The following is an 18,785-nucleotide window of genomic DNA, read 5'->3' as shown; positions in this document are numbered from 1 at the left end:
GGATGGCCGGTCAACTGTCCGCAGGTGCCGTCGGGGAGATCTCCCGGAGCATCCACAGCGCATCCTCGGCGTCGGTGAGCCGGTCTGCGTACAGCAGCCGGATGCCTTCCAGGGCCTGGGCGCGGTAGGAGTCCAGGCGCACGTGCTCGTTCTCGTGGATCGCCTGCTGCACGTCGGCCCGGAACAGCCCGTCCAGCTCACGTGCCTGCTCGCTGCCGTGCCACACCGCCGTCAGGGCACGTGGACTGCGTAGCGAGAACACCAGCAGCACCGCGAATGCCAGCGTCGCCCCGGCCGCCAGCAAGACCCCGAGAGTGGTCAGCGGAGGGGGCAGGTCGAAGTCGATCCAGCGAGCCACGGTTCCGGACGCGGCAGGGATGGCGAACAGTAGGTAGGGGATGAAGATCCCCGGCACGTACGGCAGTGCCCGTGGCCGATGTCGCTCCAGCAACCAGTGGAGGATCGCCCCGGCGGCCAGCATCCCGCCGGCAAGGACGACCAGGCCGGCGTCGTACAGTTCGACGGTGTAGGTGTGGAACTCGCCGGTGAGCGTCAGAACCGGGTGCACGAACATGGCGCCGAGCGGGTCCGGCAGGAACAGCACGACGCCGGCCGCGGTGAGCAGCACGGCGACGGTCGTCTTGACCTGCGCATAGCGCGGCCGCATCGCCTTGACGGCCTTCGCCCGCCGCGCGCTGTCCGCCGCACGCGCCCGCCCGATCTTTCGCTTCGCCGGCCCGGCCGCGACAGTCTCGATCGAGGCGAGCAGGTCCTCCCGGCTGGGTGGTGGCGCGCCCTTGGGCCGGGGCCGGGTCCGCAACGCCTTCACGCGCTCGCCCATCGCCGGACTCTCCGCCGGTGGAATCTCGGCGACGCCGGGAACTTCTCCGACCAGGGAGCGCCAGGGCGGGCTGTCGTGAGCGGTGGTCATCCCGCCATCGTCCCACTCCCGGTGCCTTCTCCGGTGAGCTCTCCTCGCCCGGGTGGGCAGCGTTTACCGACCAGGTCGTTTAAACGGGTGAGATCATCCACGGAATGCTGTAATACCAAGCGATTTCTTGACCAGGGTCACGACCTGCTTTATGGTTTAAACATGAGTCGCCGACGCTGGACCTCACGAGACGTCGCCGCCCTGGCCGGCGTGTCGGTGGCGACGGTGTCGTACGTGATGAACGGGCGCATGGTGGATCGGATCCCCTCAGCCACTCGGGAGAAGGTCCTCTCGGCGGCGCGTCAGCTCGGCTACACACCGAACCGCGCCGCGCAGACATTGCGACTGCAGAAGACGAGCCAGGTGTGCCTGGTGGTGGATTCGATCGGTGTCCCGGTGATCGACCAGCTAGCCCGTGACCTGCACAGCGCGGCCGACGAAGCCGGCTATGGGCTGATCACGATGGTGGTCGGCTCGGACGAGCAGAGTGCGAAGACCACCAGGTTGCTGCAGCAGCGCGTGGCGGACGGGGCTGTGATCGCACCGTCGCAGACCTTCCGGTTCAGTGAGGAGTCCCTGTTCGAGCTGGCTCGTGGCGGACTGCCACTGGTGGTGATGAACAACACGGTGCGACCCGCCGGGTTCGACGTCGTCCGCGCCCCGGAACGGGACGGCTGCGCCGAGGCGATGGACCACCTGTTGGCGACCGGGCGCCGTCGAATCGCCTACATCGGGCACCACGGCGAGAGCCCGGCACCGGGTGAGCGCAACTACTCCGAGCGGCAGCACGCCTACCGGGACGCTCTGAAGCGGTACGGCCTCCCCGTGGACGAAAGCCTCGTCGTCGACGGCGCGAACGACCGCGTCAGCGGCTATCACGCTGCCACCGAGCTGCTGCAACGACAGGACCCGCCGGACGCGATCTTCTCCGCTTCCGGACGGTCAGCGATCAGTGCCATCTGGGCGGCCCGGGACGCCGGGCTCCGCGTACCCGAGGACGTGGCGGTGATCGGCTGCGGCAATCTTCCCGAGGCCGAGATCATGCGTCCCCAGCTGAGCACCGTCGGTCCGCCCACGACCGAGGACTTCACCGAGGTGGCGCGCCTGTTGTTCGATCGGGTGCTGTCCTCCGGCGACCTGCCTGCACGGGAGATCACCGAACCGTGGGTATTCATCTCGCGCGAGTCGACCTGACCCGCGTTCGCGACGTCGCGAAAGGAGAACGAGCATGGCCGCACAACCCACTCGTCGACAGCTTCTCCGCTGGGGCGGTGCCACCGGGGCCGCAGGGCTGACCGGAAGTCTCGCCGCTGGCTGCGGTGCCGGTGCACCAGAACAGCCAGACGGCTCCGGCGGCTCTGGTGACACCTTTACCGTCTACTGGAACGCCGGACACGGTTACCCCGCCTATGAGGAGGTGCTGACAGAGTTCGGCGAAGCGAACGACCTCGCCATGAACTTCCAGAAGTATCAGTGGCCGGACCTGCGAACTCGGCTGCTCTCGGACTTCGCCTCCGGCAATGCTCCGGACCTGGTCGAGGACGCCAGCTGGGCGCAGGAGTTCGCGATCAGCGGCGACGCGCTGTCGCTGCAGCCGTACATCGATGCCGACGGCGCTGATATGGGCTATCCGGACGACTGGCAGGAGACCACGCTCGACCGGGTGTCCTACGAGGGCGAGACCTATGGTATCCAGCTGCACCTGACCTGTGTGCTGCCGTTCTATAACAAGACGATGTTCGACGCCGCCGGTATGGATTTTCCGGAGACCTGGGACGACCTGCTTGCCGCAGCGCAGGAGCTCACCACGGACAGCGTGCACGGTATCGCGCTGAATCAGGACCACAGTTACGCGTGGTCCTGGCTGCTGCAGAACGGCGTGCAGTTCTACGACCCGGATTCCCACGAGTTGCTGACGCCGCGGGACAAGGCGATCGAGGCGCTGCAGTTCCAGGCAGATCTGGTGCACAAGCACGGCGTGGCACCGGTACCGACTCCGGGAACCGACTACTCCGGCCCGCAGAAGCTCTTCTCCGCCGAGCGCGCTGCGATCATCCTGACCGGCCCGTGGGACCTGATGCCGATCGATGAGTCCAGTCCGGACCTGGACATGGGGATCGCCCCGGCGCTGCGCAACGTCGAGCAGGCCTGCGTGCAGGCCGGCAGCAGCATGTTCATCCCCGCCCAGTCTCCCCACCCCGATCTGGCCTGGGAGCTGATCAAGACCATCACCTCCCTGGAACTCGAGCAGCGGGTCACCGAGGAGACCGGAATGCTGATGCCGCGCAAGTCCTGGGCGGAGTCCGAGGCGGTGCAGAGCGACGAGCGACTGACCGCTTTCGCCGATGCCTTCGGCTACGCCCGGGACTACTCCACCCAGCTACGGCTGACCGGGAAGAGCGGCGAGATCAGCGAGCTGTTCAAGACGCTCTACCAGGACGTGGTCATCAACAACACCCCCGCTGAGGACGCGGTCGCCACGTTCGTCTCTGCGGGGGAGCAAGTCCTGGCGGGCTGAGCCATGACCCGACCTGGAACGCTCACCGGCGCTCGCGTCGATTCCCAGGGGAAGGCCGCCTCGGCACCGAAAGATCCGGGTTCCCCTCGCCGTCGGATGACGATGACTGCGAGGTACGCGATCACCGCGTACCTCTTCCTGCTCCCGGCCTTCGCCTTCTTCGCCCTGATGTACTACGGCCCGATCCTCAACATCCTGAGCAACTCCTTCCACACCGGTCCGCAGGCGGACGTCTTCGCCGGACTGGACAACTTCCTGCGCGCCTTCGCCGACCCGGCGGTGCACAACTCGTTCGCGGTGACACTGATCTTCGGTGCGGGTACCACGCTAGGAGCGATCGTCCTCGGGCTGGCCCTCGCGCTGTTGGTGGACAAGCCGTTGACCGGCCGAGTGATCTACCGGGCGGCGCTGCTGGTGCCGTACCTGACGTCGGTCGCGATCGTCGGACTACTCTGGCGCAACATCCTGGACCCGCAGCTGGGCATCCTGAACCGGTTGCTGGACACGCTCGGGTTACCGACCCAGACGTGGCTCACCACCCAGCCGCTGGTCACGATCATCGCAGTGACTCTGTGGATGAACGTCGGCTACACGATGGTGCTGTTCCTAGCGGGATTGCAGGGGATCCCGGACATGTACCACGAGGCGGCCACGATCGACGGCGCCAACGCGTCGCAACGGTTCTGGCGGATCACGCTGCCGCTCCTGGCACCGACGACGGTGTTCGTCTCGGTGATGTCGGTGATCAGCGGGCTACAGGCGTTCGCGCAGGCCTACATCATCACCGGCGGTGGGCCGGCCGCGGAGACGGACCTGTACATCTTCCACGTCTTCAACGTGGCGTTCAGCTCGCGGGACTTCGGGTATGCCTCGGCGCTGTCCTTCCTTCTGCTGCTGGTGATCATCGTGTTCACCGTGCTGCAGCTGCGCGCCGGCCGCCGCGGGGAGGTCAGCTACTGATGCTGCAACGGATGACCCCGGCCAGTCGGATCGCCTGCTATGTGGTGCTGACCATCGCCGCGCTGATCACGGTAGTGCCGCTGCTCTACATGCTCTCGCTGTCCCTGCAGACCGAGGCCGAGACGATGTCCGCCGACCCGGTCCTCTGGCCGGAAGCGCTGCAGTGGGGGAACTACGCCGAGCTGTTCGAGCGGGCGCCGTTCGGCCACTTCATCGCGAACAGCCTGATCGTGGCCGGCGGGATCACGCTGGCGCACCTGATCTTCGATCCGTTGGTCGGCTACGTGTTCGCGAAGTTCCGGTTCCCGCTGAAGAACACGTTGTTCCTGATGCTGCTGATGACGCTGATGGTGCCGCTGTTCGTCAGGATGATCCCGCTGTACACGATGATGTCGAACATCGGCTGGATCAATACCCACCAGGGCCTGATCGTTCCGTTCCTGATGGATGCGTTCGGGATCTTCCTGATGCGTCAGTTCATCCAGCCGATCCCCGATGACCTGATCCAGGCGGCCCGGATCGACGGCGCATCCGAGCTGCGTATCTACGCTCAGGTGATACTGCCCCAGGTCAAGCCGGCGTTGGCGGTGCTCGGGTTGTTCACGTTCGTGTTCCAGTGGAACGAGTTTCTCTGGCCGTTGATCGCCACCACTACCGAGGAGATGCGCACCATCCCGGTTGGGCTGACGCTGTTCAACCAGGAGTACTTCACGCTCTGGCACCTGACCGCAGCCGGATCTGTGCTGCTGTTCCTGCCCACAGCGGCGATCTTCCTGCTCACCCAGCGATACTTCGTCCGTGGTATCACGTTGAGCGGGATCAAGTAGAGGAGTTGAATGTCTGAGCCAGTGGCCGAGCGGCCGAACGTCATCGTGGTCTTCACCGACCAGCAACGCTGGGACACCACCGGAGTGCATGGCAACCCGCTCGATCTCACCCCCACGTTCGATCGCGTCGCGCGCACGGGGACTCACGCCACACAGGCATTCACGCCCCAGCCCGTGTGTGCTCCGGCCCGGGCGGCACTGCAGACCGGTCAGTACCCGACGACTACCGGCTGCTTCCGCAACGGGATCCCCTTGCCCGAGAGCGCTCCGACGTTGGCGCACCACTTCGCCGACGCAGGCTATGCCACCGGGTATATCGGCAAATGGCACCTGGCCGACACCGAACCCGTGCCGGCGGAGCAGCGGGGCGGATACCAATCCTGGCTGGGGGCGAACATCTTGGAGTTCACCTCCGACGCCACCCGCGTGGTGATGTTCGACGACGACAACGAGCCGGTGCTGCTGCCCGGATACCGGTCCGATGCGCTGTTCGATGCCGCGATCCGATTCGCCGCGGACCACGCTGACCCCGCGGGTGGGCATGCTGACCCTGCTGGTGGGCATGCTGACCCTGCTGGCGGGCATGCTGATCCTGCCGGCGACGCTGATCCTGCCGCCGCACGCCGCCCGTTCTACTTGTTCTGCTCCCTGATCGAGCCGCACCACCAGAACGAGACCGACTCCTACCCAGCACCCGTCGGCTACGAGGAGCGCTACCAGGGCCGTTGGCTGCCACCGGATCTGGCCACGCTGGCCGAGGCCGCCGACTCCACCGTGCACCGCCACATCGGCGGCTACTACGGCCAGGTGCGCCGGGTCGACGAAGGGTTCGGCAGGCTGCTCGAGGCCCTGGAGAGCATCGGCATCCTGGAGAACACCATCGTCGTCTACACCTCGGACCACGGTTGCCACTTCAAGACCAGGAACAGCGAGTACAAGCGTTCCTGCCATGACGGCTCCGTGCGGGTGCCGCTGGCACTGCGCGGTCCGGGCTTCGACGGCGGCCGCCGGATCGAACACCCGGTGAGCACGATCGATCTGCCTCCCACTCTGCTGGAGGCCGCAGGTCTCGAGGTACCGGAGCAGATGCAGGGGCACTCCCTGCTGCCGCTGCTGGGTACTGGTGCGCGGACCGGGGCGAACCGGCCGAAGGACGTCCTGATCCAGGTGAGCGAGTCCGAAGTCGGCCGGGCGTTGCGCACCTCGCGGTGGAAGTACTACGTCACAGCGCCGGACGCCGACCCGTGGTCGTCCCCCTCGAGCCCCCGTTACGTCGAGGCCGAGCTGTACGACCTGCGCCACGACCCCTACGAACTGGACAATCTGATCGACCAGCCCTCCCATCGAGCGCTGGCCGGTGAGCTCAAGGAACGGCTGCTGCAACGGATAGTCGACGCGGGTGAAGAACGGCCGGTGATCGAGGCCCGGGAGGTCCCGCCGGCCAGGTTCGGGCAGCGTCGCGTCGATCCACAGGTCTGGCATTCACCCTGGCGCCCTACCCGGTTCGGACACCAGCCGCCGCGTCCCTGAGGCCGGTCAGCTCTGTGCAGCGCGGCGGCCGAAACCCGCGGCGGTCACGGTGGCGAAGGAGCGCGCGATGATCCGTTCCAGCACTGTCAGGTCCACCCGCTCCAGGTTGGTCAGGTAGAGGCAGCCGACGCCGCCGCGGTACGGGCCGAGCGCTGCCAGATCCTCCTCGTGAGCGGCGAGCCCATCGGGGAGGTAGACCACGGTGGCGCTCTTTCGCGGCGCAAAACCGGCCGCCGGCGCATGCCCGGAGTGTCCACTGTCATAGGTGTAGGAATACTCGCGGAAGCCGACGATCGACGGCCCGAACATTCGTGGCGCCGCACCGGTGACTCGCTCCATCATCGTCAGCAGGACGCGGGCGTCATGGCGGCGCCGCTCCGGCTGCACAGTCTCGAGGTAGGCGAGCGGGTCGACATCGGTCCAGGTGGTGGGCATGGCGGCATCCTCCCACCGAAATTGCTCGTCGATCTGGCTACCACTGTGACCTCATCGACGGGCAGCTTCGGTCAGCCGGGGCCCGTCGATGACCGATCGGCACCGGTGCTTGCGTTTGCGGGTCGCGGTGAGGACGCTGGAGCGGTGAGCCACACCGATGAGGACGATCACAGCCGTGACCAGTACAACGGTGACCACCAGCACAGCCACCAGCACGCCGACATGGCCATGGACCCGGCCGAGTTCTGGGAGGAGCGCTACGCCGGTGCCGAGCCGGTCTGGTCCGGTCGGGTGAACACCCAGCTCGCCACCGTCGCCGTCGACCTCCCACCCGGTCGGGCCCTCGACCTGGGCTGCGGCGAAGGGGCGGACACGATCTGGTTGGCCGAGCGCGGCTGGCAGACCACCGGGGTGGACATCGCCGGCACCGCCCTGCAGCGCGCGGCCCGGGCCGCTTCCGAGCGCGGCCTCGACCCAGCCCTGGTCCGGTGGCTGCAGGCGGACCTGGCTGCCTGGGTCCCGGACGGACACTACGACCTGGTCAGCGCCTCCTTCATGCAGTCCCCGCTGGACTTCCCCCGCGTCGAGGTGCTCCGCCGCGCCGCCGGAGCAGTGGCCACCGGCGGGCACCTGCTCATCGTCGCCCACGCTGCCCCGCCGCCGTGGGCGAAGGGACTCGACCCCGGCACCCACCACTTCCTCAGTCCCGCACAGGAGGTGGCCGAACTCGCGCTTGCCGAGCAGGACTACACCGTGCTGCTCGCCGAGGAGCGCACCCGCGCAGCCACTGGCCCGGACGGTGAACAGGCCGAACTGACCGACACGGTGGTGCTTGTCCGCCGGCACTGACGCGTTGCCCGGTCTGCCGCCATCGATCGCGCGGAGGCGACAGCCCGGCGGATCGGGGCCGGGCGGCTCGCGGCCACCGTAAGATGCGGAGCGCAATGACTGGCCCGGTTCGACCCTGGGAGACTGCATGATCATCTTCGGCCTGGTGGTGCTCACCTTCGGTCAGATCGGTACTGGGGTGTTCTACTGCCCGCAGTGCGCGGATGACCGGGAGTATGTGCATTCGCACCGACGGAGGTTCTTCAGCCTGTTCTTCATCCCGATCATCCCGCTGAACCGGGTGGGCGAAGTGGTGAAGTGTCAGACCTGCAAGACCAAGTTCGTGCCGGACGTGCTGAGTGCCCCGACCCAGGGGGCTAGCAAGCAGGCGCTGATCAGCGGGATGCGGGCGGCGATGGCGGTGATCCTGGCTGCCAGCCGAACCCCCGAACCCGGTATCCCGGCAGCGCTGCGCGCGCTGGACTGGATCGGGGCAGGGGACGTCGGTGCGGACGGTCTGCGCAGCGATATGCGTGTGCCCCAGGGGCAGGCGGGTGTGCCACTACAGCAGGCAGGTGCCGTGCTCGGGACCGAAGGCGCGGAGGCCTACCTGACCGCTGCGGTGAAGGTGGGGATGCACACGGGGGAGTTCGCTCAGCAGCAGGCGGAGGCGGCCGCGTTCATCGGCACGAACCTCGGGCTGAGCGAGGCACACACGCGGGGTGTGATCGGGCAGGTGCTGGAGAAGGGCCGGGCTGGCGAACAGCGTGCGATTCCCGACGGCGGCGCGCAGCTGGGCGAGCGCCCCTCGCCCTGATCAGGGTCGCCCCTCCGGGCGATTGGCGTGTCGCTACCTCGACACTCATTCGAATATATGTTCGAATGAGTGGATGCGATGGGATGCGCAGAAGCTGACGGAGGGCCCAGCCCTGGTGCCGCTGAAGGGCTTGGTGCGGACAGTGCGCACACCGGAGTTCGACGGCGTCACTTTCCACGAGGTGCTGTGCAAGAGCGCCCTCAACCGGGTACCGAAGAACTCATCGATGCCGTTCGAGTGGACGATCAACCCGACCCGCGGCTGCCTCCACCAGTGTGTGTACTGCCTGAGCCCGGACACCCTGGTCCTGATGGCGGATGGGCGGCAGAAGCCGATCAGGGACATCGACGTCGGGGACCGGGTGGTCGGCACCCGGCCGGATGGCACGTACCGCAGGTATGTCGAGACGACGGTGCTCGCGGCTTGGCGAACGCGCAAACGTGCGTACCGGACTACCCTTCGCGATGGAACCGAGATCGTTGCCAGCGGGGATCATCGCTTCCTGACGGCGCGAGGGTGGAAGCATGTCGCGCCGCTCCCTCGTAGCCAGGGTCAGCGGGCCTACCTGACGACGGGCAATTCGCTGATGGGGTTCGGTCTCGGCATGGCGGCGGTGAACTATGCACGCCCTCGAGGTGGCTCCGTCTACCGGCGAGGCTATCTCGCTGGAATGGTCCGCGGTGACGGCATGCTCCTTGACAAGACCTACGTGCGGAAGGAATCGGGCAAACCGTATCGGGTCACGCACTTCCGCCTGGCACTCGCCGATGGCGAAGCCCTCCTTCGGAGCCGGCAGTACCTCGAACAAGAAGGGGTTTCTACATTCCTCCGCCCGTATGCGGTGGGTACGGCGGCACGGCGTCCGATGGACGCGCTAGTCACGTCAAAACGATCTGACTACACGACGATTTGCCGAGCCATCACATGGCCGGAGCGGCCAACCGATGAGTGGCAACGAGGATTTCTGGCCGGCGTTTTCGACGCTGAAGGTTCGTACTCCGGTGGGGTGTTGAGAATCTCGAACAGCGACCACGAGATCCTTTCCCACATCGGGTCGGCTCTGGACGCCCTGGGTCTACCGAACGTCCGTGAACCTGCGAACACGTCAGGCGTGGCCAGTGTCAGGGTCACGGGTGGTCGGAGCGTGCACCGGCGCTTCTTTCACCAAGTGGGCCCGGCAATTACCCGCAAGCTTGGCATCCTCGGCTCGGCGGTGAAGACGTCAGCAGACCTCGGCGTCGTCAAGATCGAGGACCTGGGTACCGAGGCCCAGATGGTCGACATCACGACCGGGACACGGGACTTCATTGCCAACGGAGTGGTAAGTCACAACTGCTTCGCGCGGAAGACGCACGAATACCTGGACTTCGACGCCGGAGCGGACTTCGACTCCCAGATCGTGGTAAAGACCAACGTGGCCGAGGTGCTGCGGGCCGAGCTCGCCCGGCCGACCTGGGCTCGTGAGCACGTGGCGCTGGGTACCAACTCTGACCCCTATATGCGGGCCGAGGGCCGCTACCAGCTGATGCCCGGGATCATTGAAGCGCTCACCGAGGCGCGCACACCGTTCTCCATCCTGACCAAGGGTCCGCTGCTGCGGCGGGACCTGCCGTTGCTGGTGCGTGCCGCCGAGCACGTGAACGTGGACGTAGGGGTCTCACTCGCCTTCCTCGACCCGGACCTGCAGCAGCGGGTGGAGCCGGGCACCCCGAAGCCGGCGGCCCGGCTCGGGCTGATCCGGGCGCTCGCCGATGCGGGGCTCGCGCCCACGGTGATGGCCATGCCGGTGCTGCCGTGGCTGACCGACTCCACCGAGCATCTGGACGCTCTGATGGCCGCGGTGGCCGAGGCGGGCGGTGCTTGGGTGACGGTCGGTGCGCTGCACCTGCGGCCTGGCGCGCGGGAGTGGTTTCTGGCCTGGCTCGGGCGGGAGTATCCCGAGCTGGTGCCGAAGTACCAGGTGCTGTACGGACGGGGGTCCTATGCCTCGGGTGAGTACCGGGAGTGGCTGGCCGGCCGGGTGCGGCGGCTGCGACGGCAGCACGGATTCGTCGAGCGGGGCACGGAGCGAAGGCCCGGCGCACCGGGGGAGCGCCGCGAGGGCCGCCCGCGCGGCGAGCAGCCCAGTGGGCGGTGGGCGCTGCGGTCAGATCCTGCCGAGGGGACGGCGGGGCCGCGCGCTCGTGATGTCACCGATCTCGGTCTGCAGCCCACGTTGTTCTAGCCAGACTGTCGTGATGTGGTCGGCGCGGAGAGCGCGTGGCAGGACTCAGGGGGTGGTGTCCAGGGTGCGTCTGGCCCGGCTAATGCCCCTGTGGAAAACTCCCGCAGGACTGGCGGGATACGGCTACGGTCGACACCCATGGAGCCGCCGAAGAAGAAGCCTGACGCGCTCGCCGCTCTCGGCCTGGCGCTGATCTGCCTCGGTCTGCTCGCGGGCCTCATCTTCGCGCCGATGGAGGTCTTCTTCGCCATCGACCACACCTCCGAGGCCGCACAGCAGACGCTGGACGAGACGTCGCTGATCGCCGGCGCGGCGTTCGTTCTGGGCTTGGTGTGCCTGGCCGCTGCCGCCATCCGAGCCGTGGTTCGCCACTATGCGGTGCGCCGCGCCGTGCGGAGGGAGAGTGACGGCCCCAGTTCGTCAGAGTGACTGGACCAGTAGTCGCGCAGGTCGTTCGGGGTGGCGAGATGGTCAGATGCTCGGCCCGCCGTAGCTCCTCTCTCACTGCTGGTGCTCCTGGCCCCTGCAGCCCTCTCCAAGGTCGTTGTTCGGGTTAGTGGTGTGGCACCAATTTTCGTTGGCACTCCACTGTGGGTGTGGGATGTCGGTGGTGGCGTATAGCGTGATGGGTATGACACAGACGTTCGACCACAGTGGCCGTCGGGGTAGGCCTTCCGCTCTGGCGGTGGTCGAGGTGTGCCGGCCACTGGCTGCGATCTCCCCCGGGGGTCTTGCCGGGCTCGCGGACTCGGTCGCCGAGCGGGCGCTGGTCGATCTGATCGGTGCTCATCAGGTACTTCCGGTTGATGAGCGCCTCGCCCGGCGGAGCGTGGATTCGCAGTTGTTCGCGCTGTTGTCGCAGCTGGATACCGAGGTGGCGGATGAGGCGACGCTGGTGGAGGCGGCTGCTGCTGCGGACCGGGTGGAGGCGGCTGCTCACGCCGTCAAGTTGCGGGCGGCGGCTGCGCTGTCTCGTCGGCAGGCGATGCGGCCCGCGGCTTTGGCACAGCGTGAGGCTACGCAGCGGGATGTGGCCGGTGATGAGCTGGCGGTGCGGTTGCGGACCACGGTGCGCGCTGGGATGGACTTGGTCCGTCGCGGCAAGGCTCTGGAGGAGGCACTCTTTGCCACCGGTGATGCGCTGGCCCGGGGGGTGATCGACGCTGCCCGCGCGCGGGTGATCGTCGATGGGCTCGAGCACGTCAGTGCCGAGGTCGCCGCGACGGTCGAGTCCCGGGTGCTGGGCCGTGCTCCGGAGCGCACGGTGGCTCAGTTGCGTTCCGATGTGGCCAAGGCCCTGGTCGCCGTTGATGCTGACGAGGCTGCTGAGCGGGCCCGGTACCGGGCGAGCCAGCGGCGGGTGTCGCGCCCGCGGGCGCTCCCGGACGGGATCGCCTCGATGCGCCTGGAGGGCCCGGCGGCGGATGTGCTCGCTCTGGATGTGGCGCTGCAGGCAGCGGCCCGGGCAGCCAAAGCGGCCGGGGACGGGCGCTGCGTGGACCAGTTGCGCTTCGATGCCCTCGCCGGGATCGCCCACCACGGGCTGGCCACCGGCTGCCTCGGTGGGACTGGCGCGGGCCTGCCCCTGGGTAGTCAGCACGGGCACCGGCCCACCATCGCAGTCACCATCCCCCTGGACCAGCTCCTGCCCCCAGCACAAACCAGCGGAACGAACGGCGCCACCCCGGATGGCTGGACCGCGAGTGGCGACACTACGGGTGGTGGCACTACGGGTGGTGGCACTACGGGTGGTGGCACTGCGGGTGGTGGCGGTGCCAGTCGCGATCAGAGCGGTGCACCGCCGGTTGAGGATGACGGTGCCTGGCCGCCGCCGTTGCCCGGGCAGCACCTGCACCCCGGTCAGGTGCCGAGTCTGGAGGGCTACGGCCCGATCAGCCCACTCGCGGCCCGGGCACTGGCCGCCGGTGGGGACTGGATCCGGATCGTCACCGACCCACTCACCGGCGCGGTCCTGGACGTCGGACACACCCGCTACCGCCCGACCCAAGCGATGGTCGAGCACATCCTGGCCCGGGACCGCACCTGCGCACGCCCCGGCTGCTCCCACCGCGCCAGTGAGTGCCAACTCGACCACACCCAGGAGTGGAACCACGACAACCCAGACCACGGCGGAACCACCGCAGTGAGCAACCTCGGCCCCCTGTGCCCACGCGACCACACCGTCAAGACCCACGGCGACTTCCACCTCACCCAAACCGAACCCGGCACCTTCGAATGGACCACCCCGACCGGACACCGCTACCGCCGAGAACCCGACGGCACCACCACCTCCCTGACCCACCCCACCCACCAACCCCGCTACAGCACCCCCACCAACGACAACGACAACGACAACAGGCGCGGCAACGACAACAGGAGCGGCAACGGCAACGACAACAGGAGCGGCAACGGCAACGGCAACGACAACGACCCACCCAGCACCAGCACCAGCCCACCCGACTACGGACCACCACCCTTCTGAGCCTGACCTCACGGTGCAGCGTCCCACTGCTGACCACCACCGCTCGCGTCCCTGCCTGTGCCACCCTGGAGGAACATGCCTGGCCAGGCCGACGACCGCCGTCGCGCCGGCCCCAGGCCAGCCGAAGGAAGGGGTCACTCGTGAAGGTCGCCGCACGGGCCGCCGTCCCACCGTTCCAGGTGATGAGCATCTTGGACCGCGTGGCCCAGCTCCGCGCTGAGGGACGGGACGTGATCTCCCTGTGCGCCGGCGAACCGGACGGCGGCGCCCCGCTGGACGTCGTGACCGCGGCGATCGACGCACACCGCGGGAACGACCTCGGCTACTCCAGTGCACTCGGCGCCCGCCCCCTGCGTGACGCCGTCGCCGACCACTACTCCCGCTGGTACGGCCTCGACCTGACCGGGGACGACGTCGCCATCACCACCGGTTCCTCCGGCGCCTTCCAGCTCGCCTTCCTCGCTGCCTTCGAACCCGGCGACCGGGTTGCCCTGGCCAGCCCCGGCTACCCCGCCTACCGGAACATCCTCACCGCGCTCGGCTGTGAGGTGGTGGACATCCCCTGCGGTGTGGAGCAGCGGTTCCAGCCCACTCCAGCGCTGCTCGCTGCCGCCCACGCCGAGGCGCCGCTCGCCGGCCTCGTCCTCGCCTCACCCGCGAACCCGACCGGCACGATGATCCCGCGCGGGGACCTCGCCGCCCTGACTTCCTGGTGCGACGTCCACGACGTCCGGCTGGTCAGCGACGAGATCTACCACGGCATCACTTACCCCGCCGACCCGCGGGCCACCGATGCCCGTGGAGTGAGCGCCTGGGAGTCCAGCCGGACCGGCGTGGTGGTGTCCTCGTTCTCCAAGTACTGGGGAATGACCGGATGGCGGCTGGGCTGGATGCTGATGCCCGCCGACCTGCGCGCCGCCGTCGACGCCCTGGCCGGGAACCTGGCCCTCTGCCCGCCGGTGCCCGCCGCCCGCGCGGCTCTCGCCGCGTTCACCGACGACTCCTACGCCACTGCCGACGCCCGGGTGGCGGAGTTCGCGCGCACCCGCGCCCTGCTCCTGGACCTGGTCCCTTCCCTGGGCTGGGGGCCGATCGCGCCGGCCGACGGGGCCTTCTATCTCTACGCCGACCTCGGCCCGGCGCTCGGCCGCTATGCCGACTCGGTGGCCTGGTGTCGAGCGCTGCTGGAGGAACAGGGGGTCGCGCTGGTCCCCGGCCTGGACTTCGATCCCGTCGGCGGGAGCCGGTTCGTCCGGCTCTCCTTCGGTGCGGGCGCTGCAGCCGTGCGCGCCGCCGTCGAGCGGATCCAGGCGTTTCAAGCCGGCGACGGCGTAGCTCACCAGGCGTAGTCGCGTCACCAGTACGCTGCCTCCGTGAGCGAAGCGGCCCTGGAGACCACCACGAACACTGCGCCGGCCAGCACTGCGCCGGCCAGCACCCACCTGGAGCCGGCCGCCGACTCGCCATTCTGGCGTGGCGCCTACACCTGGGTGCCGGCAGGCGAGTTGTACCAGCCCTGGCGGCTGCCACCGGAGCGGGCCCGTCGCGCGCACGCGCCGGCGCTGGTCGAGATGGCGCAGATGGCCGCCGGGGTGCGGGTGGAACTGATCACCGATGCTGCTGCCCTGCGACTGCCGCTGACCTTCAGCTACGACAGCCCGGGCACTCTGGACCTGACCGTCGATGGCGAGCTCGTCGATCGCCGACAGCTCACCGATGGCAGCCACACGCTCACCTGGGACCTGCCCGAAGGGCTGCACGAGGTACGGATCTGGCTGCCTCAGGTGGGCCGCACCACCGTCGGCATGCTGGAACTGAGCGGCGGCACCACGATCGAGCCCCTCCCGGCCCGGCCCCGATGGGTCACCTACGGCTCGTCGATCAGCCAGTGCCGACTGGCAGCTGGCCCCAGCGAGACGTGGCCGGCGATCGCCGCCACGACGCGCGGCTGGGACCTGACCTGCCTCGGCCTGTCCGGCCAGTGTCAGCTCGACCCGATCGTGGAGCGGGCGCTGGAGTCCCTCGAGGCCGACGTCATCTCGCTGTGCCTCGGGATCAACATCCACAACGCCGCCACGTTCAGCGAACGCACCTTTGCGGCACAGGCCTCCGGGTTCATCGAGCGGGTCCGGGACTCCCACCCTGGGGTGCCGATCGCTGTGATCACCCCGATCGGCTCACCGGACCGGGAGACCACGGATAACGCCGTCGGCCTGAACCTCGAGACCATGCGGGAAGCCTTGGCGGACGTGGTGGCCGTGCTCAGCGAGGACGATGAGCACCTGCACCTCGTGGACGGGCTGGGCGTGCTCGATGTGGACGAGGCGCACCTGCTGGCTGACGGTCTGCACCCGGGCGCGGAGGGCTACCGGCTGATGGGGACCCGGTTGGCTGAGCGTCTCGGCGCGCTCGCGGCCTGATCCAGCCGGGCTGGTACGGCTTGCTCGATCCGGGCTCGCGGGTGAAATTACTGGGGCGATGACCCCAGCACCTTCACTCACGAGGCCGCGGCGTCGGATTCGTGGTGCCGGCTCAGCCGCGTTGGGTCAGCCGCGTTGGGTCACTCGGGCAGGCTCAGCCCCGCCGCCACCGCGCTGACTGAGCCTGAGACTTTGCCCGCACCCGGGCCGTGCAGGCAACAGCGATGGCGATCACGCCACCGAGCAGTTGGCCGCCGAGGATCGCCACGTTCAGGTCCAGTGCTGGCTTCCAGGTGACTTCTCCGCCGCGGATCACGAATACCCCGGCCGGCTGGGCGCACGCACCGAACGTGCCACCGCCGCCGGTGCCTTCGGCATTCGGGCCGTCGCTCTCCGCTCGCGGGTCCCGGCCCATCCCGGAGCCGTACCCCATCCCGGCACCGCCGAGCACCCGCGCCACCGGGATCACTGTGGCGCCATCGGCCTCGTAGGCTTCCCCGAACACGCGGCGCACGGTGAGCGCGTCCCGGGCCGCGTCGATGACCTTGCCCGCTGGGTTGTCTGATTCGGCCATGTCCTGCTCCTTCGGTCGTGAGTCCCGCGGCCGTCGGTTCCGCGGTGGGTTCAGCCCCGCGTGCTAGTCCGCACTCGGAGTTCTGGTTGGAACAACAGCTGTTGAGCCGGCTCGTCAGGGCAGTGGAGGCGGTCGACGAGCATCTGGGCCGCCGCAGCGCCGATCTCCTTGCTGGCTTGCCGGATCGAGGTCAGCGGACGCGCGATGCTCGAGGCGAACACGATGTCGTCGTAACCGACCACCGCCACCTCGCCGGGGACGTCCACCCTCGGGGCCGCCAGCTCGGCGACGATCTCGATCGCCTGCATGTCATTACCGCCGAAGATACCGTCCGGGCGCTCGGCAGGCGGTCGCTCGGCGATCAACTGGCCGGCTTCCCTGCCGAGGTGCACGTCCAGGTCCGGGAACTTCAGCAACTCCAGGTTCCCCCCGCTACGTGGTCGGTGCCCACTGTCGGCGGCACGCCGTCCTCCTTCGGTTCCCCCGCTGGATTGTCACTCACATCGTTTCATAGCGGCGTTCGGGTCAGGTGCGTTTCGCCTAGGAGATGGCCGACGGCGGGACTCGCCCTCGGCCGCCGCGCCCGGTTTGCGTCGGCGTCGGTGGGCCGGCGGGTGAGCCGCCGGTCAGTCGCGCGGAGCGGGGAGGGGAACTACCAGCACCGGGATGTCCTGGGTGTGGGCCAGGTGACCGCCGACGGAACCGCCGATCAGCTCGTTCATCCACCCGGCGAACCCGGGGCGGCGGCTACCGACCACCATCATCGGCGCCTGGTACTCGCGAGCCACCCGGGACAGGCCCCGGGCCACCTCGCCGGCCGTGTACACGAACCGCCACGACACCTCCCGGCCCTCCAGCTGACGCTGCACGTGGTCGATCAGTGCGCCCTCGGCTTCGGTGGTGTCCGTCCCGTCCTGGTCGGGTGCAACCGGTACCGTGCCCGCCCCGGCCATCTCTGCCGAGGCGACCACGTGGCCCGGGTCCACCCACACGCACAGCATCCCGGTCCGGAGCTGCTCGGCGAGCGACCGGGCCCGGTGCAGCACGCGGGGATCCTGGTCGGCCTCGATCCCCACCACGAGGGGGTTCTCCTGCGGCTCGCCCACCCAGGGGTGGTCACGCGTGATCGTCATGACGACCTCCACCGGATGCGACGCCGTTCACGGGAGATGGAGCCGGACTGGTGCATAAGGAGCACGGTACGCCCCTCGTGTCGACGATGCAGACACGGTCGCTCCATCCCCGATGGCCCCTTCACCCGGTCCGGCGCGCCTGCACACGCCAGCCGACGGTCATCGGCGTGCTCCGCGCGCAGTGCTGACTGCCGGGCCGTCGGGGTGGTCGGTACCTGCACCCGCGAGGAACTCATCCCGCACGCCCATCTGGTGATCGGATCCTTCGACCAGATCCCCGTCATCGTCTCCACCGCGGGGCTTGGCCTGGCGCTGGCGCCCCACTGAGCCAAACCCCGGGTGATCGCTGGTCGGCCTCGGTCGAGTCAGGCGCCGCCCTCCTCCGCGAGCGACTGGCGGTACCACTGCTGAGCCTGTGCCGGATCATCGGAGGTGGTGCCGTCGACGCCCAGGCGGATGGCTGCGCGCATGTCCTCCAGCGTGCGTAACGGCCACACGTGCAACTCCAGGCCACGGTCATGGATCGCCTGAACCAGCGGCAGGTCCAGCCCGGCGAATCCGCAGGCCAATCGGGTCGAGCCGGTGTGATCGACCAGACCCTGCCAACCGCCGTCGAACTTCTCCGCATCGGCGATCGTCTTCACGATGATGCAGCGAGGAATCTGTGCCATCACCTCTGCCGCGTGGTGGAGCGCGTCAGCGTTGAACCCGGTGAGGATCGTGCGAGCGGCATCGGCCGGCCGTTCGGCGAAGAAGTCCGCAAGGAACGGCACGGTCGCCGGGTCCTTCACCTCCAGCTGAATGGCAGTGGAGGTGGCGCCATACATCTCCGCCAGGCTGACCACGCCGCGGCCGGAGTCGAGTACCGCACCCTGCAGTTCGGCCAACGTCAGTTCGGCTGCCGGCCCCAGGCCGCGGGCAGAGTCGTCCCCGGCCGTGCGGTCCAAGGTGGGATCGTGCAGCAGGAAGAGCTGGTGATCCTTGCTCAGCCGCACATCCAGCTCGATCTCGTCCACGCCGATTTCCTCGGCCAGGGCGTAGGACTCAAGGCTGTTCTCGGGCTGATGGGCCATCGCCCCGCGATGACCGACGATCAGTAGGGACAT

The 18,785-nt window shown here is 68.4% G+C and carries 18 protein-coding genes; 12 read left to right on the top strand and 6 right to left on the bottom strand.

Annotated elements, in window-relative coordinates:
• Window positions 1–10: 10 nt before the first annotated feature.
• Window positions 11–931, bottom strand: a complete 921-nt coding sequence (locus FU260_RS21075) for a hypothetical protein (RefSeq protein ID WP_147918830.1) — start codon at window positions 929–931, stop codon at window positions 11–13.
• A 162-nt stretch (window positions 932–1,093) separates the two neighbouring features.
• On the opposite strand from FU260_RS21075, the gene FU260_RS21070 reads away from it, so the two are divergent.
• From FU260_RS21070 to FU260_RS21050, 5 genes are all read left to right on the top strand, one after another.
• Entirely contained in the window at window positions 1,094–2,125 is a 1,032-nt protein-coding gene (locus FU260_RS21070; RefSeq protein ID WP_147918829.1) for a LacI family DNA-binding transcriptional regulator, read from the top strand.
• A 34-nt stretch (window positions 2,126–2,159) separates the two neighbouring features.
• The gene (locus FU260_RS21065; protein WP_147918828.1) at window positions 2,160–3,449 is read left to right on the top strand and encodes a sugar ABC transporter substrate-binding protein; all 1,290 of its coding nucleotides are present in this window, start codon (window positions 2,160–2,162) and stop codon (window positions 3,447–3,449) included.
• Window positions 3,450–3,551: 102 nt separating this feature from the next.
• Entirely contained in the window at window positions 3,552–4,409 is an 858-nt protein-coding gene (locus FU260_RS21060; RefSeq protein ID WP_235912091.1) for a carbohydrate ABC transporter permease, read from the top strand.
• 11 nt (window positions 4,410–4,420) lie between these two features.
• Window positions 4,421–5,236 carry a carbohydrate ABC transporter permease gene (locus FU260_RS21055; RefSeq protein WP_147918826.1) on the top strand — a complete coding sequence of 272 codons (816 nt, stop codon included), beginning with the start codon at window positions 4,421–4,423 and terminating at the stop codon, window positions 5,234–5,236.
• A 9-nt stretch (window positions 5,237–5,245) separates the two neighbouring features.
• Entirely contained in the window at window positions 5,246–6,766 is a 1,521-nt protein-coding gene (locus FU260_RS21050) for a sulfatase family protein (protein WP_147918825.1), read from the top strand.
• A gap of 6 nt (window positions 6,767–6,772) precedes the next feature.
• Here FU260_RS21050 and FU260_RS21045 read toward each other — a convergent pair whose 3' ends face one another.
• Window positions 6,773–7,201 carry a DUF1801 domain-containing protein gene (locus FU260_RS21045; RefSeq protein ID WP_147918824.1) on the bottom strand — a complete coding sequence of 143 codons (429 nt, stop codon included), beginning with the start codon at window positions 7,199–7,201 and terminating at the stop codon, window positions 6,773–6,775.
• 144 nt (window positions 7,202–7,345) lie between these two features.
• On the opposite strand from FU260_RS21045, the gene FU260_RS21040 reads away from it, so the two are divergent.
• The 7 genes from FU260_RS21040 to FU260_RS21010 all read left to right on the top strand — a co-directional run bounded on the left by FU260_RS21040 (window position 7,346) and on the right by FU260_RS21010 (window position 15,972).
• On the top strand, window positions 7,346–8,050 hold the full coding sequence (locus FU260_RS21040; protein WP_235912090.1) for a class I SAM-dependent methyltransferase: 705 nt from the start codon (window positions 7,346–7,348) through the stop codon (window positions 8,048–8,050).
• Window positions 8,051–8,177: 127 nt separating this feature from the next.
• The gene (locus FU260_RS21035) at window positions 8,178–8,846 is read left to right on the top strand and encodes a zinc-ribbon domain-containing protein (protein ID WP_147918823.1); all 669 of its coding nucleotides are present in this window, start codon (window positions 8,178–8,180) and stop codon (window positions 8,844–8,846) included.
• Window positions 8,847–8,919: 73 nt separating this feature from the next.
• Window positions 8,920–11,070 (top strand): intein-containing Rv2578c family radical SAM protein, encoded by a 2,151-nt coding sequence (locus FU260_RS21030; RefSeq protein WP_147918822.1) that lies wholly within the window; start codon window positions 8,920–8,922, stop codon window positions 11,068–11,070.
• A gap of 138 nt (window positions 11,071–11,208) precedes the next feature.
• Window positions 11,209–11,499 (top strand): hypothetical protein, encoded by a 291-nt coding sequence (locus FU260_RS21025; RefSeq protein WP_147918821.1) that lies wholly within the window; start codon window positions 11,209–11,211, stop codon window positions 11,497–11,499.
• A 202-nt stretch (window positions 11,500–11,701) separates the two neighbouring features.
• A complete protein-coding gene (locus FU260_RS21020; protein ID WP_168211895.1) occupies window positions 11,702–13,552 on the top strand; it encodes an HNH endonuclease signature motif containing protein in 1,851 nt (616 codons plus the stop codon).
• Between the two features lie 182 nt (window positions 13,553–13,734).
• On the top strand, window positions 13,735–14,901 hold the full coding sequence (locus tag FU260_RS21015) for a pyridoxal phosphate-dependent aminotransferase (protein ID WP_147919654.1): 1,167 nt from the start codon (window positions 13,735–13,737) through the stop codon (window positions 14,899–14,901).
• A gap of 24 nt (window positions 14,902–14,925) precedes the next feature.
• Entirely contained in the window at window positions 14,926–15,972 is a 1,047-nt protein-coding gene (locus FU260_RS21010; RefSeq protein ID WP_147918819.1) for a GDSL-type esterase/lipase family protein, read from the top strand.
• A gap of 154 nt (window positions 15,973–16,126) precedes the next feature.
• On the opposite strand, the gene FU260_RS21005 is transcribed toward FU260_RS21010, so the two are convergent.
• The 4 genes from FU260_RS21005 to FU260_RS20990 form a co-directional block, all read right to left on the bottom strand.
• A complete protein-coding gene (locus FU260_RS21005; RefSeq protein WP_147918818.1) occupies window positions 16,127–16,546 on the bottom strand; it encodes a spore germination protein GerW family protein in 420 nt (139 codons plus the stop codon).
• A 50-nt stretch (window positions 16,547–16,596) separates the two neighbouring features.
• Window positions 16,597–16,962, bottom strand: a complete 366-nt coding sequence (locus FU260_RS21000; protein WP_168211894.1) for a substrate-binding domain-containing protein — start codon at window positions 16,960–16,962, stop codon at window positions 16,597–16,599.
• Between the two features lie 210 nt (window positions 16,963–17,172).
• Window positions 17,173–17,679: a universal stress protein gene (locus tag FU260_RS20995; protein ID WP_147918816.1), complete on the bottom strand. Its 507-nt coding sequence runs from the start codon at window positions 17,677–17,679 to the stop codon at window positions 17,173–17,175.
• 365 nt (window positions 17,680–18,044) lie between these two features.
• Window positions 18,045–18,785 (bottom strand): glycerophosphodiester phosphodiesterase, encoded by a 741-nt coding sequence (locus tag FU260_RS20990; protein ID WP_147918815.1) that lies wholly within the window; start codon window positions 18,783–18,785, stop codon window positions 18,045–18,047.

This window comes from Ruania zhangjianzhongii (assembly GCF_008000995.1).
Classification (GTDB): Bacteria; Actinomycetota; Actinomycetes; order Actinomycetales; family Beutenbergiaceae; genus Ruania; species Ruania zhangjianzhongii.
This window is presented reverse-complemented; position numbering and strand designations above follow the sequence as displayed.

Bases quoted from the DNA above. Each gene is read 5' to 3' on its own strand.
- FU260_RS21075 (WP_147918830.1), bottom strand. From the start codon at position 931: ATGACCACCGCTCACGACAGCCCGCCCTGGCGCTCCCTGGTCGGAGAA.
- FU260_RS21070 (WP_147918829.1), top strand. From the start codon at position 1,094: ATGAGTCGCCGACGCTGGACCTCACGAGACGTCGCCGCCCTGGCCGGC.
- FU260_RS21065 (WP_147918828.1), top strand. From the start codon at position 2,160: ATGGCCGCACAACCCACTCGTCGACAGCTTCTCCGCTGGGGCGGTGCC.
- FU260_RS21060 (WP_235912091.1), top strand. From the start codon at position 3,552: ATGACTGCGAGGTACGCGATCACCGCGTACCTCTTCCTGCTCCCGGCC.
- FU260_RS21055 (WP_147918826.1), top strand. From the start codon at position 4,421: ATGACCCCGGCCAGTCGGATCGCCTGCTATGTGGTGCTGACCATCGCC.
- FU260_RS21050 (WP_147918825.1), top strand. From the start codon at position 5,246: ATGTCTGAGCCAGTGGCCGAGCGGCCGAACGTCATCGTGGTCTTCACC.
- FU260_RS21045 (WP_147918824.1), bottom strand. From the start codon at position 7,201: ATGCCCACCACCTGGACCGATGTCGACCCGCTCGCCTACCTCGAGACT.
- FU260_RS21035 (WP_147918823.1), top strand. From the start codon at position 8,178: ATGATCATCTTCGGCCTGGTGGTGCTCACCTTCGGTCAGATCGGTACT.
- FU260_RS21030 (WP_147918822.1), top strand. From the start codon at position 8,920: ATGCGATGGGATGCGCAGAAGCTGACGGAGGGCCCAGCCCTGGTGCCG.
- FU260_RS21025 (WP_147918821.1), top strand. From the start codon at position 11,209: ATGGAGCCGCCGAAGAAGAAGCCTGACGCGCTCGCCGCTCTCGGCCTG.
- FU260_RS21020 (WP_168211895.1), top strand. From the start codon at position 11,702: ATGACACAGACGTTCGACCACAGTGGCCGTCGGGGTAGGCCTTCCGCT.
- FU260_RS21015 (WP_147919654.1), top strand. From the start codon at position 13,735: ATGAGCATCTTGGACCGCGTGGCCCAGCTCCGCGCTGAGGGACGGGAC.
- FU260_RS21005 (WP_147918818.1), bottom strand. From the start codon at position 16,546: ATGGCCGAATCAGACAACCCAGCGGGCAAGGTCATCGACGCGGCCCGG.
- FU260_RS20995 (WP_147918816.1), bottom strand. From the start codon at position 17,679: ATGACGATCACGCGTGACCACCCCTGGGTGGGCGAGCCGCAGGAGAAC.
- FU260_RS20990 (WP_147918815.1), bottom strand. From the start codon at position 18,785: ATGTCCCTACTGATCGTCGGTCATCGCGGGGCGATGGCCCATCAGCCC.